Here is a 14,811-nt window from a genome sequence, read left to right on the forward strand (position 1 = left end):
CAGTTTTCGCACAGGCAATATTGGTATATGGCGCCGCGATGACTGAGAATGTGCAAGCTGATGACGCCGTGCTGCCCGCCGCGGTAATGCCGATCCCCGGCCCGTCCGATCCGATGGTGCTGCCCCGCAAGGCTGGTGGCCGTGCCGATGGCAAGCGTATGCTGATCGGCATGACGCGGACCGAACTGCGCGCTGCACTGGCCGACATCGGCATCCCGGCCAAGCAGATCAACATGCGCGCATCACAGGTGTGGCACTGGCTCTATCATCGCGGCGTCACCGAAATTCAGGCGATGGCCAATATCGCCAAGGACATGCGGGCCGTGCTGGATCAGCATTTCGTCGTCGGCCGCCCGGAAGTGGTGACGGCGCAAGTGTCCAGCGACGGCACCCGCAAATGGCTGCTGCGGTTCGATGATGGCGAGGAAGCGGAATGCGTGTTCATTCCGGATGCCTGGCGCGGGACGCTGTGCGTGTCGTCCCAGGTCGGCTGCACGCTCAACTGCCGTTTCTGCCACACCGGCACCATGAAGCTGGTGCGCAACCTGACGCCGGCCGAAATCGTTGGCCAGGTGATGCTGGCGCGCGATGCGCTGGGCGAATGGCCGAACGGCACCGCCAGCCTGCCGGCGTTGCCCGATACCGACGATGATGAGGACGACCGGCCCTACATCCCCGGCGCGCACAATGCGGGCAACAATTACACGCCGGAAGGCCGCATGCTGACCAACATCGTGATGATGGGCATGGGCGAGCCGCTGTATAATTTCGACAATGTCCGCGATGCGCTGCAGATCGTGATGGATGGCGATGGGCTGGGCCTGTCGAAACGGCGGATCACGCTCTCGACCAGCGGCGTGGTGCCGATGATGGCCAAGGCCGGCCATGAGATCGGGGTGAATCTGGCGGTGTCACTGCACGCCGTCACCAAGGACATCCGCGACGAGATCGTGCCGATCAACAAGAAATATGGCATCGAGGAACTGTTGCAGGCCTGCGCCGATTATCCCGGCGCCAACAACGCGCGCCGCATCACCTTCGAATATGTGATGCTGAACGGCAAGAACGACAGCGACGAGGATGCCCGCGAACTGGTGCGCCTGATCCGCCGCTATCGCCTGCCGGCCAAGGTCAACCTGATCCCGTTCAACCCGTGGCCGGGCAGCGCCTATGAATGTTCATCGCCAGAACGCATCCGGGCGTTTTCGAACATCATCTTCGAGGCCGGCATTTCGGCGCCGGTGCGCACCCCGCGCGGCCGGGATATCATGGCAGCCTGCGGCCAGTTGAAATCGGCATCCGAAAAGATCAGCCGGGCGGAGCTGGACCGGCGGGCGGCGGAGAAGGAACTGGGCTGGGTGGATTGATCCCCTAGCCCACCACCCCACCCGGCAACCCACGCTCCACATCGGCCATATAGCCCCGCGTCAACGGCAGCGTGTCGCGGCGTTTGGTGAGCTGGATCTGCACATTCATGTGGCCATCATTGACAAAGGCACACCAGGCCGACGCCAGGTAAAACAGCCACATGCGCAGGAATCGATCGTCGTGGATGGCGGCGATATCCGCCTGCCGTTCAACGCAGCGATCATACCAGACCTTGATCGTGTGGGCATAATGCAGGCGCAGCACTTCGATATCGGTGCACCACAGCCAGGCGCGCTCGATGCTGGGCATGATCTGGGATAGCGCCGGGGCATAGCCGCCGGGGAAGATATATTTCGCCGTCCACGGATCGGTGGCGCCCGGCCCATCGGCGCGCGCGATGGTGTGGATCAGCGCGACGCCATCGGTTGCCAGCAGCCGCTCGACCGTATCGAAAAAGGCACGATAATGCGGCAGCCCGACATGTTCGAACATGCCCACCGACACGATGCGGTCATACTGTCCGGTCACGGCGCGATAATCGATCAGTTGAAACTCGACCCCCGTCAGGCCCTGCCGCGCGGTTTCGGCCCGCGCATAGGCCAGTTGCGCCTCCGACAATGTCACGCCCAGCACCTGCGCGCCTGAAACCTTGTGCAGATAACGCGCCATGCCGCCCCAGCCGCAGCCGATATCCAGCACGCGCATCCCTGGCCGAAGGTCCAGCTTGGCCGCAATATGCGCCAGCTTGGCCTCCTGCGCGGCTTCGAGTGTCTCGACGCCCGGCGCCCAATAGGCGCAGCTATATTGCCGGTGCGGATCGAGAAACAGATCGTACAGCCGATCATCCAGATCATAATGATGCGCGACATTGCGTTTCGAACGCCGCGCGAAATTGATGCCATCCCACCAGGCCGCGATGCGCGCCTGCCGCCACAGCGCAAAACGCACCGGATTGTCGCGCTGCCAGCGCAAATTATACGTGATCAGATCGAGCAGCGCGAGGATGTCGCCTTGTTCCAGCACCAATCGCCCATCCATGAACGCCTCACCCGCGCCCAGCGCCGGGTTCAACGCGATGGCACGCGCCGTGGCCGCGTCGGCAATGCGCACCCGCACTGGCGCCCGCCCGGCCATTGGCGCGCCATAGCGGCGGACCTGGCCGGTGGGATCCACCACCTCGAACTCACCTTCGCGCACAAAGCGCCGAAACAAGCGGTCAAACAGGATCATGGCGATATGCATGGCGGTAAATGGGCCACCACGGCAATGGTTACATTCGGTACATGGTTGTGATCGCACGCCCGGATGTTGAGCGTGCGCAGATCACGCCAACCCTCACTCGGGCGCCCGCGCCACGCTGACCATGGCGGGGCGCAGCAGACGATCGCGGATGGTCCAGCCGCTGGCCAGTTCGGCCACCACGCTGCCCGCCGGCTGATCGCTCGGCACTTCGATCATTGCCTGATGCCGGTTGGGGTCCAGCGGCTCCCCGGCGGTGATCTCGATGCGGGTGATGCCCTGGCGGCCAAAGATGGCGATCAGCTCACGCTCGGTGGCTTCGATGCCGGCGCGCACGCCGTCAAAGCCCTCGGCCGGCAGCGAAGCGACAGCGCGGCGCAGATTTTCGGCCACGGCCAGCATGTCGCGGGCAAAGTTGGTGACGGCATATTGCGTGGCTTCGGCCTTGTCGCGCTCCAGCCGGCGGCGGGTGTTCTCCACGTCGGCCAGGGCGCGCAGCACGCGATCCTTCAGCTCGGCAATTTCCTGGTCCTTGGCCAGCAATGCCTCAGCCATTTCCAGTTCGCGGCCGGTTTCCGCAGCCTCCGGGGCTTCGGGGATGTCCTGTGTGTCGGTTGCGTCGGTCATGATACCAATCTGCTCAGGGTTCGTGCGGTGTAATCCACCATGGGGATGACGCGGGCATAGTTCAACCGCGTTGGCCCGATAACTCCCACAACGCCGATCACCCGGCCATCGTTGCCGCGATACGGCGCCGCAATCACGCTGGAGCCGGACAAGGAGAACAGCCGCGATTCGGCGCCGATGAAGATGCGGGTGGCGTCCGCGCCGCGCGCCATGTCCAGCAGGCGGATCAGCTCGGCCTTGTCCTCCAGATCATCGAGCAACTGCCGCACTTTATCCAGGTCCATCTCGCCTTCGATCAACTGCGCCTGGCCGCGCACGATCAGCACCGGGCGCGCCGTGGCATCGGCCGACCACACCGCCAGGCCCGCCGACACCGCCGCTTGCGTGATGGCATCCAGCGCAGCACGCTGCGCGTCGATTTCCTGTTCCAGCCGCCGCGTCGCCTCGGCCAGGGTGAGGCCGGCGAGGCGCGTGCTGATGTAGTTGGCGGCAGCCTCCAGCGTGCCGGGCAGCACGCCGGGCGGCAGATCGAGCAGGCGATTTTCGACACTGCCGTCGGCGCCGACGAGCACCACCAGCGCGCGCTGCGGCGACAAGGGCACAAAGCTCACCTGCCGGATGATCATCTCGCGCGCCGGCACCAGCACCAGCCCGGCGCACTGCGACAGGCCCGAAAGCGCCGCGGTGGTGCGGGTGAGCGCGTCCTCCATGGCCACGCCCGGTGCCAGCCCGGCCTCCAGCGCGGCACGTTCATCCTCCGACACTTCGGCGGCCTGCATCATGCCATCGACGAACATCCGAAGGCCCAGTTCAGTCGGCAAACGACCAGCGGATGTGTGCGGCGCAGCGAGCAGGCCAAGCTCCTCCAGATCCTGCATGACATTGCGGATGGAGGCCGGCGACAGGCCCAGTCCGCCCCCCTTCGACAAGGTACGGCTGCCCACCGGCGCGCCGGAGAGCAGATAGGCGTCGACGATCTGTCGGAAGATTGAGCGTGCGCGATCGTTGAGTTCGGCCAGCGCCAAGGTTGGTTGGCTCGTCTGCTGCATGGCTCTGTTGTATGGCCGCAGGGCCGCGCGTGCAATGGGGCGCTTCCCTTCATGACCGGCACGCAATAAGGCCAACACAATTCATATCAGAAAGGCCTGCCCCATGCGCCCATCCGGCCGCACCCCCGACCAGATGCGGTCGATCGAGATGATTCCCGGTTTTTCGGCCCATGCCGAAGGATCCTGCCTGGTGAAATTCGGCAACACCCATGTGCTGGTGACGGCCAGCGTCGAAGACCGGGTGCCGCCGTGGCTGCGCGGCGGCGGCAAGGGCTGGGTGACGGCCGAATATGGCATGTTGCCGCGTGCCACCCACACCCGCGGCAGCCGTGAAGCCGCCAAGGGCAAGCAATCGGGCCGCACCCAGGAAATCCAGCGGCTGATCGGGCGATCCTTGCGCGCCGTCACCGATCTGGTGGCGCTGGGCGAACGCCAGATCACGCTGGATTGCGATGTGATCCAGGCCGACGGCGGCACCCGCACGGCGGCGATCTCCGGCGCCTGGGTGGCGCTGCGGCTGGCGCTGGATCATATCCACGCCCGCACACCGCTGGCCGCCGACCCGCTCAGCAGCCAGGTCGCCGCGATTTCCTGCGGCGTGTACGAAGGCAATCCGGTGCTCGATCTGGACTATATCGAGGATAGCAATGCCGGCACCGACGCCAATTTCGTGCTGACCAACAGGGGCGGCATCGTGGAGGTGCAGGGCACGGCCGAGGGCGAGCCGTTCGACGAGGAAACCTTGCTGCGCCTGCTGCGGTTGGCGCGCATCGGCTGCAATCAGGTGTTCGCCGCACAACTGGCTGCGGTGGGCCGATGAGATTGCTTGAGCCGGGCCGGCTGGTGCTGGCCACCCACAATCCAGGCAAGGTGGTGGAGCTTGCGGAACTGCTCGGGCCCCATGGGCTGGACGTGGTGTCGGCAGGCGCGCTAGGCTTGCCCGAGCCGGAGGAGACCGAGGACAGCTTCATCGGCAATGCCCGGCTGAAAGCGCTGAGCGCCGCCACACTGAGCGGCTTGCCGGCGATTGCCGATGACAGCGGCCTGTGTGTCGATGCGCTGGACGGTGCGCCGGGGATTTATTCGGCGCGCTGGGCCGGCCTAGCCAAGGATTTTTCCGGCGCAATGGCGCGGGTGAACGACGAACTGGGCGACAAGCCCCGCACCGCACATTTCATCTGCGCGCTGTGCGTGGCCTGGCCGGATGGCCATACCGAAGTGGTGGAAGGCCGGGTGGACGGCACCCTGGTGTGGCCGCCGCGTGGCGGCAATGGCTTTGGCTATGACCCGATGTTCCTGATGGCGGGCCGCGACCAGACCTATGGCGAGATGACCCGGGCGGAAAAAGAGGCCGACAATCACCGGGCGCGGGCGTTCGGGTCATTGAAGGCTCTGTTGCCCAGTTCCCCTCCACTTCAGGGGAGGGGTTAGGGGTGGGGACGTGGGAGGCAGGAACGCTCGCGTCGTCATTCCCCACCCCCAGCCCCTCCCCTGAGCCGCAGGCGAGCGAAGCTCAACGGGAGGGGCGTGTCGCCCTTTACGTCCACTGGCCGTTCTGCGTCACCAAATGCCCCTATTGCGATTTCAACAGCCATGTCCGCGCCTCGGTGGATCAGGCGCAGTGGCAGGCCGCCCTGATAACCGATCTGGCGTATGAAGCCGCGCGCCTGCCCGGCCGCCGGTTGGCCAGCATCTTCTTCGGCGGCGGCACGCCCAGCCTGATGCCGCCCGCCACTGTGGCCGCCATCATCGAAGCCGCAGCGGCGCACTGGCCGCCTGAAGGTGACATCGAAATCACGCTGGAAGCCAATCCCTCCAGCGTCGAAGCTGCGCGCTTTGCCGGCTTTGCTGCGGCTGGCGTCAACCGGCTGTCGCTGGGCGTGCAGGCGCTCGATGATGACGCGCTGAAACTGCTCGGCCGTCCGCATGATGTGGCGGCGGCACTGGCGGCGCTGGATGTGGCACAGGCAATGTTCAGCCGGGTCAGCTTCGATCTGATCTACGACCGGCCCGGCATGACCCGGGAAAGCTGGCAGGCCGAGCTCGCTCGCGCCATCGGCTTCGGCACCAGCCACTTGTCGCTCTACCAGCTCACCATCGAACCCGGCACGCGCTTTGCCGCCCTGCATGCGCGGGGGCAATTGGTGATGCCGGATGAGGACGCCAGCGCCGATCTGTTCGCCCTCACGCAAGAGACCACAGCCTCGGCGGGCATTCCGGCCTATGAAATCTCCAACCACGCCCGCCCCGGCCAGCAAAGCCGCCACAATCTCGTCTACTGGCGCTATGGCGACTATGCCGGCATCGGGCCGGGGGCGCATGGGCGGCGCGAGGGTATGGCGACGCTGCGCCGCAAGAAGCCGGAGGCCTGGCTGGCCAGCATCGCCGACGCCGGACACGGCATGGAGAGCGAGGCGCCGCTGACCATCAAGGAACGCACCAGCGAAGCGCTGGTGATGGGTCTGCGGCTGGCCGAAGGCCTGGATGCGGCGCGGTTTGCAGCCCGCGCGGGGGTGGCGCTGGCAGATGCAGTAAAGCCGGACGCAGTGGCGCGACTGGCCACGCAGGGGCTGATCGAGGCCGATGCACGCGGGTTGCGGCTGACGGCGGCGGGGTGGCCGCTGGCCAATGCCGTGCTGGCGGCGATTGCGCAGTAGGGGCGGTCCGGTAACGCCCTGCGCGCTGAACGTCTTGCGAGATTGGCTCAGAACGACGTCGGCGCCGGCGACACAACGCCAGTGCCGATCTGGTCCACCTCCAGCGCCCGCTCCGCCACGCCGGCCGGCGTGAAGCGGAAGGCACCATCGATGCCGGCAAAGCCATCGCGCGCCATCAACGCGGCGCGCGGGAACGGCTGCCCGAGCGGCCAGCGCGCCGCCAGGCTGTGCGCCAGCAACACCGCATCATAGCCCAGCGACGCGAGGCGTGACGGGTTACCGCCGTGCTTGGCGCGATAGCGGGCCGCCATCTGGTTGAAGCGCACATCCGACACGGTGGCATAAAGTGCGCCCTTCAATGCCGGCACCCGCGCGAGGCCCGGTTCGTTGTTCCACAGCTCCGTGCCCAGGATCACCACCTGCCCCGGCGCAGCGCCGTAACGGGCGAGCGGGGTGAGGAACCGCAGTGCGGTGTTGCCCGAATCGGCGATCATCAATGCCTGGAACGGCACAGGCGCCAGCGCACCGGCCACTTGCGCCACCGTGCCATCCGGGCGGATGGTCGGCTTGCCGCTGGCCCGCAGCCGCGCATCATGATTGGTGACCTGGCGGGCGGCCAGCGCCATTTTTTCCGGATCGCGGCCATAGCTGACCACCGCCGTCGAACGCCCGCCGGCATCATTCACCGCCTTTACGAAGGCCAGTTGCGACCGCTGGCCATAGGCGCCCTGCGGCACCAGCGCCGCGAAACGTTCGATGCCGCGGCTGCGCACATAGGACACGACGCGGTTGATCGCCTGCCCCGGCTGAAAACCCAGCACGAACACGTCGCCGCCCGGCCCAACGCTGGCGACTCCGGCATCGTTGGAGAAGGACAGGATCGGCACCGGCCGCCCGGCGACGGCGGCGCTGACCGCCGGCACATCGCTGGCCAGCAACGGCCCCAGGATCAACCCGGCACCCTCTGCCACCGCCTTGGCAGCCGCTTCGCCGGCGCTGGGCGCGCTGTCATAGGTGATCAGCTGCACCTGCGGCTGCCCAAGATCGACCATTGCCATGGCCGCGGCATTGGCAATCGATTCCCCCAGCGCGGCATTGGCGCCCGAAAGTGGCACCAGCAGCGCCACCTTGTTCAGCTTTGCTACCGGCAGCGGCGCCGGGCGCGGCGCTTCAACGGCGGCAGGTGGCGGCGCTGCCGTGACCGGCGGCGGCGCGCGGCGCGGCGCCGAACAGCCGGCAACCAGTATCGTCAGCGCCAGCACGACCGGCTGCAAGACTTGCCAGTTGCGGCCAAGACCGCTCTTGATAGCCATGTGCACGAACATCCTTCTTCCGAACCAGTCTCCGCTGAGGAGCCAGCCAGCCTCGCGCCGGGCCTATATATCGTGGCGACGCCAATCGGCAATCTTGGCGACATGACCGCGCGCGCCGTGCGGGTGCTGGCCAGCGCCAGTCTGATCGCCTGCGAAGACACGCGCGTCACCGGCCGGCTGCTCAATCATTTCGCCATCACCACCCGCATGCAGCCCTATCATGATCATAATGCCGCCAGCGTGCGCCCCGGCCTGATCGCGCGCGCGGCTGTCGAGCCGGTGGCGCTGGTGTCGGACGCCGGCACGCCGTTGATTTCCGATCCCGGCTACAAATTGGTCGCCGATGCGCGCGACGCCGGCGTGACTGTGGTGGCAGTGCCCGGCGCCTGCGCGGCGATTGCCGCGCTGTCGATCGCCGGCCTGCCCACCGACCGCTTCCTGTTCGCCGGGTTCCTGCCCGCCAAGGACAAGGCCAAGCGCGACGCCATTGCCGAACTGGCAAATGTGCCGGCCACGTTGGTCTTCTACGAATCGGGGCCGCGGCTGGCGGCGACGTTGCTTGCGTTGCACGACGGTCTGGGCGACCGGCCGGCCGGGGTGGGCCGTGAACTGACCAAACGATATGAGGAGATGGTCACCGGGCCGCTCTCCGAACTCGCCGCGCGCTGGGCCGATGCACCACCCAGGGGGGAGATTGTCGTGTTGGTTGGTCCGCCCCTGCCCGCGGCGGCGGCCACCGCAGATGATCTCGATTCGGCCCTGCACGCTGCCTTGGCGACGATGAAGGTGAAGGACGCGGCGCGCACCGTGGCCGAAGCGCTGGGCGTGTCGAAAACCGAAGCCTATGCCCGTGCGCTGGTGTTGAAGAATGGCGAATAGGCAGCGCCAGCGCCGCGAACGTTGGGGCCGCATCGCCGAGCGAATCGCAGCGGCCTGGCTGATGGCCAAGGGCTATCGCCTGATCGGCCAGCGCCTGAAAACGCCGGTGGGGGAGATTGATCTGTTGATGCGCCACGGCGATGCACTGGTGTTCGTGGAGGTGAAGGCGCGCGCCGCTCTCGACTCTGGCGTTGCGGCACTGCATCCTGCGGCGGCGCGGCGCTGTAAGGCTGCGGCCCGCTGGCTGGCTCCGCGCCATGGCTGGCCGGGGGCCGCGATCAGGCACGACGCGGTGGTGATCAGGCCATGGGCGCTGCCGGTGCATCTGGTGGCAATCTGGCGGGATGGATGGTGATTGAGCGTGACGGAATTGGGCACAATCGGCCTGATGGACGATGGCGACATCGATCTGATCGAGGCCTGCATCGCACTCAGCCTGGCAGACCGGCCGCGCGGCGATGCATCACGCCTGCGCCACCTGATGCAGAATTGGGCGATCAGCCTGCAGCGCGAAAATGCCCCCGCCAACGGCCAGGCGCGCGCGCTGCGGCTGGCCGGGCTGATTGCCGGCGATGGCGGCTTCACCGGCGATACCGCGGATTATGACAATCCGTTGAATGCCGATCTGGTGGCGGTGGCGACACGCGGCTGCGGCCTGCCGATTGCGCTGTCGATCCTGTATGTGGCGCTGGCGCGCCGCGTCGGCTGGCGCGCCGATGCACTGTCGCTGCCCGGCCATGTGCTGGTGGAAGTGCACGGCGGCAGCACCCCGGCACTGATCGACCCGTTCGAACATGGCAGCAGCGTGACGCAGGCCCGCGCCGCCGATATCGCCCGCCAGGGCGGCGGCATGCCGATCGGTGGCCGTTTTCCGGTGCTCGGCAATCGCCAGATGCTGGTGCGGCTGATTTCCAATCAGGCCAGCCGGGCGCGGCTGGCCGGTGATGTCGTCCGCGCGCTGACCCTGTATGAACGGCTGACCATCGTGGCGCCGCAGATGAGCGCGCTGTGGTGGGAACGCTCCCGGCTGGAACAGCGCCTCGGCCGCATGGGCGCGGCGCGCGCCAGCCTGACCGCGATGCTGGAAACCACCCATGATCCTGCACTTGGGGCACGCATCCGCACCACGCTTGCAGCGCTGGCAAGATCAGACAACTGAAAGCATCCTCATGACATTGCGCGTCGCGGTCCAGATGGACCGGATCGAAACCATCAATATTGCCGGCGATTCGACCTTCGCCCTGATGGAGGAGGCGCAGGCGCGCGGGCACAGCCTGGTGCACTATCTCGCCGATGATCTGTCGGCGGAAAATGGTCAGGTGCGCGCGCGCGCGCGGCCGCTGCGGGTGATCAACCAGGTCGGCGCGCACTTCGACTGGCTGGGGGAAGCCGCGACCATCGATCTGGCCAATGATGCGGACGTGGTGCTGATGCGCCAGGACCCGCCGTTCGACATGGGCTATATCACCGCCACGCACCTGCTTGAGCAGGTGCAGCACAAGACGCTGGTGGTGAACGACCCGGCCGAGGTCCGCAACGCGCCGGAAAAATTGTTCGTGCTGCGCTTTCCCGATCTGATGCCGCCCACCCTGGTCACGCGCAGCCTCGCCGAGGCCATGGATTTCCGCGCCCGCCACGGCGCCATCGTCGTCAAGCCGCTCTATGGCAATGCCGGCGCGGCGGTGTTCCTGATCGACAAGAATGATGGCAATCTGCCGGCACTGGTCGAATTGTTCGGCAGCGTGTGGCGTGAAGCCTTCATGGTGCAGGCCTTCCTGCCCAGCGTCGCCATGGGTGACAAACGCATCGTGCTGGTCGATGGCGAGCCGACCGGCGCCATCAACCGCCTGCCCAAGCAGGGCGAGATACGATCAAACCTGGCCGCCGGCGGCAGCGCGGAGCCGACCGAACTCACGCCGCGCGAACAGGAAATCTGCGCGCGGATCGGGCCGGAACTGAAGGCGCGCGGGCTGATCTTCGTCGGCATCGACGTGATCGGTGGGTTTTTGACCGAAATCAACGTCACTTCCCCCACCGGCCTGCGCGCCATCGATCGGTTCAATGGCACCAACACACCGGCACGCATCTGGGATGCGATCGAAGGGCGTATCGCAGCGCGCGGCTGAGTTACTTCGCCTTCTTCGCCTTCTTCACCTTGCCCGGCAGGCCTTCGACCTCTTCCCAACTGCCCAGGCCGCACCCGCCAAAGCTGATGCCGCCCATGGTGAAATCGACAACCTGCACGATGTCACCACGGCATTGGCTGCCGATGGGGCTGATGTGGACCAGCGCGCGATACGGCGCCAGGCTGGGGCATTCCATGTTGTTGCGAAACCATTTGCCGTCGCGGGTCTTGGCATACCAGTGCCGGTCGGACGCCGCCTCGGCCTGCATGATGCTGCGCGTCTGCAGACAGTCCACCGGTTTGACGGGCGATTTCGGCGCATCCTGTGCAACGGCGGGGGTGGCAGCCAGTGCCGCCAGCAAAAGGCCTGTCCTGATCATCCCCATAACATGCGCCTGCCTTGCTGACTCCATGGTGAACGCCCCTATCCGCGGAACATGTCCTTGGCGGCGCGGCGGCGGGCGAGTTCCGCCACGCTGCCGGCGCGCACGAACGGGTTGGTCGCGGCCTCCATTGCCAGGCTGAACGGCACGGTCGGTTCACCCCGGGCGCGCAGCCGATCGACCGCTTCGGCGCGGTTCACCAGCGCCGCGTTGTCCGGCTCTACGGTCAGGGCGAAGCGCGCGTTGGATTGGGTATATTCGTGCGCGCAATAGACCAACGTGCGCGGCGGCAGCGCCATGAACTTGGCCAATGCACTGTGCATCTGTTCGGCGGTGCCTTCGAACAACCGCCCGCAGCCCATGGCGAATAATGTGTCGCCGGCGAACAGCGCGCCTTCGAAGGCAAAGGCGATATGGCCGGCGGTATGCGCCGGGCAGTCGATGACCCGGCCGACGTGGGCGCCGATCTGCACTTCATCCCCTTCGCCGACGCTGCGGCTGATCAGCGGGATCTTCGCCGCCTCGCCGCGCGGGCCCGTCACCTTGGCGCCGGTCGCCGCCACGATCACCGCATTGCCGCCGACATGATCGGGATGCCAGTGCGTGTTGAGGATCTGGGTGATTTTCCAGCCACGTTCCTTGGCTGCAGCCAGCACCGGTTCGGGCACGGCCGGATCGATTACCGCCGTCTCACCGGTCGCCGCATCATGGGCGAGCCAGACATAATTGTCGGACAGCACCGGCACGCCAATGATATCGAGCATCTCACCAGCTCCCGACATTGGGCATCGACGCCCAGGGTTCGGCCACTGGCAGCGCCGGCCCGGCCTGCAGCAATTCCACCGAAATGCCATCGGGGCTGCGCACGAAGGCCATGCGGCCGTCGCGCGGCGGCCGGTTGATGGTGACGCCGCCCGCCATCAGGCGTTGGCAGCTGGCATAGATATCGTCCACCGCATAGGCGAGATGGCCGAAATTGCGGCCGCCGCCATAGCCGGCTTCGTCCCAATTGTGGGTCAGTTCGACCTGGGCGTCTTCATCGCCCGGCGCGGCCAGGAAGATCAGGGTGAAGCGGCCGGCGTCATTGTCATAACGGCGCAGTTCCTTGAGCCCGAGCAGTTCGAAGAAGCGCAGCGTTTGCGCCACATCCGACACGCGGATCATGGTGTGGAGATATTTCATTTCAGCGCGCGTCCTTCATAGGCTTCAAACAGGGCGACGACATGGTCCGGCACAGGCGTCGGCCGGCCGCGCGGTTCATCGACATGGACCTGCACCTCGGTGCCGCTGGCGCGCAGGTCCTCGCCTTCCCCGTGCACTTCGAACGCGAAGGTCAGCGAGGTGCGGCCCACTTTTTCGCAGCGCACGCAAATCGCCATCATTTCATCGAGCAGCACAGGCGCGTGATAGACGACCTCGGCCTTCACCACATGCAATTCGGGCGCGCCCTGCAGATTGGGCTCAGGATACAGGCCGACGCTACGGAAATATTCGGTGATGCCGATATCGAAATATTCCAGATAGCGGCTGTTGAACACAACCGCCTGCGCATCAACCTCGGCATAGCGGGCGCGCTGGGTCCAGATGAAACGAAAATCCGATCGAGCCATCAGCGGGGTGTAGCAGGCAGCATCGCATCCGTCAGCGGCTTTTGCGGCGACAGGCCCATGCGGCCCAGCGCAGCACTGGCCGCAGCACCAGCCGGCGTATCGGGCCCATCGGCCGCGGCCGCTTCCCAGGCCTGACGCGCCAGATCGGTCTCGCCCTTGGCCGCCGCGATATTGCCGGCTTCCAGTTCCACATCCGGCGATTCCGGCGCCAGCGCCGCGGCCTTCAGCAGCGCGCTTTCGGCCGCCACCAGATCGCCGCTGCGCCGGGCCAGCGTGGCGCGCAGCAGCCACGGCGTAAAGCCATCGGGCGCGATTTCGGTGGCACGCGCCAGATCGGCCATGGCGGCGTCCGGCTTGTCGTCCTCGACCAGCGCCTGCGCGCGCAGCACCAGCAGATCGGCCTCGGCGCGCGGGGACACCTCCAGCCCGCCCGGCTTGCCGAGCGCGCGGGTCAGGAAGTGCACCGCTTGATCGGGCCGCTGCGCGATCAACGCGGCATCGGCGGCCTGCCGCCACAGCGCAATCGCCTGGCCGTCGCGCGCCGCCTCGCTGGCCTGCCCGGCCGCATCATAGCTTTTCAGCGCGGCGTCGTGGTGGCGGGCGTGCATCTGCGCCACGGCCAGGCAGTGCTGCGCCGCGACGCCGCCGCCTTCGATGCGCCAGCCATAGGCCATCTGCAGCGCGCGCGCCGGGTCCTTCGGCGCCATTTCCAGGCAGGCGCGATAACGGGTCGGGTCAGACGGCGCAGCAAACGCTGGCGTCGCAAACAGCAGCAAAAGAGGCAACAAACGCTTCACACCAGGTCCTCGATCATGCCGATCAGCGCCTTGATATCGCTGTCGCGGGAGAGGCGATGGTCGCCATCCTTGATGAGCCGCACCTGAACATCGTCGCCAGTGACCCGCGCCGCGATATCCAGCGCCAGCCGCCACGGCACCGCATCATCGCGCTGGCCATGCAGCAGCCGCACCGGCGCCGTGATGCGGATCAGGCCATCCATCAGCAGATGATCCGGCGCATCATCGATCAACGCGCGCGAATAACGATAGGACGCACCATAATCGGATGGCCGGGTGAAGAAGCCGTCCACCTCCAGATGGTGGCGATCCACTTCACCGATGGTCAGGCCCCAGATGGTAAAATCCGGTGCCGCCGCAATGCCGACCAGCCCGGCCAGTCGCTTGTTCAGGCGCTGGCCTGCCAGCAACGCCACCCAGCCGCCCATCGACGACCCGACCAGCAGCACATCGCCATCCGGCCAGACATGATCGATGAGCGCCAGCGCATCATCGGTCCAGCGCCCGATGCTGCCATCCAGAAAATCGCCCGTGCTGGCCCCGCAGCCGGAATAATCCAGCCGCAAGCTGGCCCGGCCCTGCGCCCGCGCCCAATCCGCCACCGCCGTCGCCTTGCCGCCGGTCATGTCGCTCATGTAGCCGGGCAGGAACACCAGCAAGGGGCCGGTGCCGCGCACGAAGCGATAGGCAAGCGACGCGCCGCCGTGCGGAAATTGCTGCGGATGGCTCATGGCGAAGGGTTGTAGGCCAGCCCCGGCTGGCTG

General features: G+C 66.6%; 18 protein-coding genes. 8 read left to right on the forward strand and 10 right to left on the reverse strand.

Going from position 1 to position 14,811, the window contains the following annotated elements:
- Positions 1-38 precede the first annotated feature (38 nt).
- Entirely contained in the window at positions 39-1,367 is a 1,329-nt protein-coding gene (gene rlmN, locus ACTIEZ_RS12830; RefSeq protein ID WP_439547077.1) for a 23S rRNA (adenine(2503)-C(2))-methyltransferase RlmN, read from the forward strand.
- Positions 1,368-1,371: 4 nt separating this feature from the next.
- On the opposite strand, the gene ACTIEZ_RS12835 is transcribed toward rlmN, so the two are convergent.
- The 3 genes from ACTIEZ_RS12835 to hrcA form a co-directional block, all read right to left on the reverse strand.
- Positions 1,372-2,598 carry a class I SAM-dependent methyltransferase gene (locus ACTIEZ_RS12835; protein WP_439547078.1) on the reverse strand — a complete coding sequence of 409 codons (1,227 nt, stop codon included), beginning with the start codon at positions 2,596-2,598 and terminating at the stop codon, positions 1,372-1,374.
- A 105-nt stretch (positions 2,599-2,703) separates the two neighbouring features.
- A complete protein-coding gene (locus ACTIEZ_RS12840) occupies positions 2,704-3,234 on the reverse strand; it encodes a nucleotide exchange factor GrpE (protein ID WP_439547079.1) in 531 nt (176 codons plus the stop codon).
- On the reverse strand, positions 3,231-4,283 hold the full coding sequence (gene hrcA / locus ACTIEZ_RS12845; protein WP_439547080.1) for a heat-inducible transcriptional repressor HrcA: 1,053 nt from the start codon (positions 4,281-4,283) through the stop codon (positions 3,231-3,233). The genes ACTIEZ_RS12840 and hrcA overlap by 4 nt, the downstream gene beginning before the upstream one ends.
- A 103-nt stretch (positions 4,284-4,386) precedes the next feature.
- Here hrcA and rph point away from each other — a divergent pair, with 103 nt between their 5' ends.
- The 3 genes from rph to hemW are packed head-to-tail and all read left to right on the forward strand — an operon-like array spanning position 4,387 to position 6,940.
- Complete coding sequence (gene rph, locus ACTIEZ_RS12850; protein WP_439547081.1) at positions 4,387-5,103, forward strand: ribonuclease PH; 717 nt, start codon at positions 4,387-4,389, stop codon at positions 5,101-5,103.
- A complete protein-coding gene (gene rdgB, locus ACTIEZ_RS12855; protein WP_439547082.1) occupies positions 5,100-5,714 on the forward strand; it encodes an RdgB/HAM1 family non-canonical purine NTP pyrophosphatase in 615 nt (204 codons plus the stop codon). The genes rph and rdgB overlap by 4 nt, the downstream gene beginning before the upstream one ends.
- Positions 5,715-5,716: 2 nt before the next feature.
- Positions 5,717-6,940, forward strand: a complete 1,224-nt coding sequence (hemW, locus tag ACTIEZ_RS12860; protein WP_439547083.1) for a radical SAM family heme chaperone HemW — start codon at positions 5,717-5,719, stop codon at positions 6,938-6,940.
- Between the two features lie 47 nt (positions 6,941-6,987).
- Here hemW and ACTIEZ_RS12865 read toward each other — a convergent pair whose 3' ends face one another.
- Complete coding sequence (locus ACTIEZ_RS12865; RefSeq protein ID WP_439547084.1) at positions 6,988-8,253, reverse strand: penicillin-binding protein activator; 1,266 nt, start codon at positions 8,251-8,253, stop codon at positions 6,988-6,990.
- On the opposite strand from ACTIEZ_RS12865, the gene rsmI reads away from it, so the two are divergent.
- Genes rsmI through gshB form a run of 4 tightly spaced genes read left to right on the forward strand, consistent with a single transcriptional unit; the run spans position 8,254 to position 11,258 of the window.
- Positions 8,254-9,132, forward strand: a complete 879-nt coding sequence (rsmI, locus tag ACTIEZ_RS12870) for a 16S rRNA (cytidine(1402)-2'-O)-methyltransferase (protein WP_439547085.1) — start codon at positions 8,254-8,256, stop codon at positions 9,130-9,132.
- The gene (locus ACTIEZ_RS12875) at positions 9,122-9,487 is read left to right on the forward strand and encodes a YraN family protein (RefSeq protein WP_439547086.1); all 366 of its coding nucleotides are present in this window, start codon (positions 9,122-9,124) and stop codon (positions 9,485-9,487) included. Before rsmI ends, ACTIEZ_RS12875 begins: the two co-directional genes overlap by 11 nt.
- A gap of 6 nt (positions 9,488-9,493) precedes the next feature.
- Entirely contained in the window at positions 9,494-10,291 is a 798-nt protein-coding gene (locus ACTIEZ_RS12880; RefSeq protein WP_439547087.1) for a transglutaminase family protein, read from the forward strand.
- A 10-nt stretch (positions 10,292-10,301) separates the two neighbouring features.
- On the forward strand, positions 10,302-11,258 hold the full coding sequence (gene gshB / locus ACTIEZ_RS12885) for a glutathione synthase (protein WP_439547088.1): 957 nt from the start codon (positions 10,302-10,304) through the stop codon (positions 11,256-11,258).
- Position 11,259: 1 nt separating this feature from the next.
- Here the strand turns inward: gshB and ACTIEZ_RS12890 are convergent, their stop codons facing one another.
- From ACTIEZ_RS12890 to ACTIEZ_RS12915, 6 genes are read right to left on the reverse strand one after another with little or no spacing between them, the layout of a single operon-like run.
- Entirely contained in the window at positions 11,260-11,637 is a 378-nt protein-coding gene (locus tag ACTIEZ_RS12890; RefSeq protein ID WP_439547089.1) for a hypothetical protein, read from the reverse strand.
- Between the two features lie 44 nt (positions 11,638-11,681).
- A complete protein-coding gene (gloB, locus tag ACTIEZ_RS12895) occupies positions 11,682-12,404 on the reverse strand; it encodes a hydroxyacylglutathione hydrolase (protein WP_439547090.1) in 723 nt (240 codons plus the stop codon).
- Between the two features lies 1 nt (position 12,405).
- Complete coding sequence (locus ACTIEZ_RS12900) at positions 12,406-12,822, reverse strand: VOC family protein (protein WP_439547091.1); 417 nt, start codon at positions 12,820-12,822, stop codon at positions 12,406-12,408.
- On the reverse strand, positions 12,819-13,250 hold the full coding sequence (locus ACTIEZ_RS12905) for an acyl-CoA thioesterase (RefSeq protein WP_439547092.1): 432 nt from the start codon (positions 13,248-13,250) through the stop codon (positions 12,819-12,821). The genes ACTIEZ_RS12900 and ACTIEZ_RS12905 overlap by 4 nt, the downstream gene beginning before the upstream one ends.
- Positions 13,250-14,038: a tetratricopeptide repeat protein gene (locus tag ACTIEZ_RS12910; RefSeq protein WP_439547093.1), complete on the reverse strand. Its 789-nt coding sequence runs from the start codon at positions 14,036-14,038 to the stop codon at positions 13,250-13,252. The genes ACTIEZ_RS12905 and ACTIEZ_RS12910 overlap by 1 nt, the downstream gene beginning before the upstream one ends.
- A 5-nt stretch (positions 14,039-14,043) precedes the next feature.
- A complete protein-coding gene (locus ACTIEZ_RS12915) occupies positions 14,044-14,778 on the reverse strand; it encodes an alpha/beta fold hydrolase (protein WP_439547094.1) in 735 nt (244 codons plus the stop codon).
- Positions 14,779-14,811 lie beyond the last annotated feature (33 nt).

Origin of the sequence: Sandarakinorhabdus sp., from assembly GCF_051860625.1 — a bacterium.
GTDB lineage: Bacteria > Pseudomonadota > Alphaproteobacteria > Sphingomonadales > Sphingomonadaceae > Sandarakinorhabdus.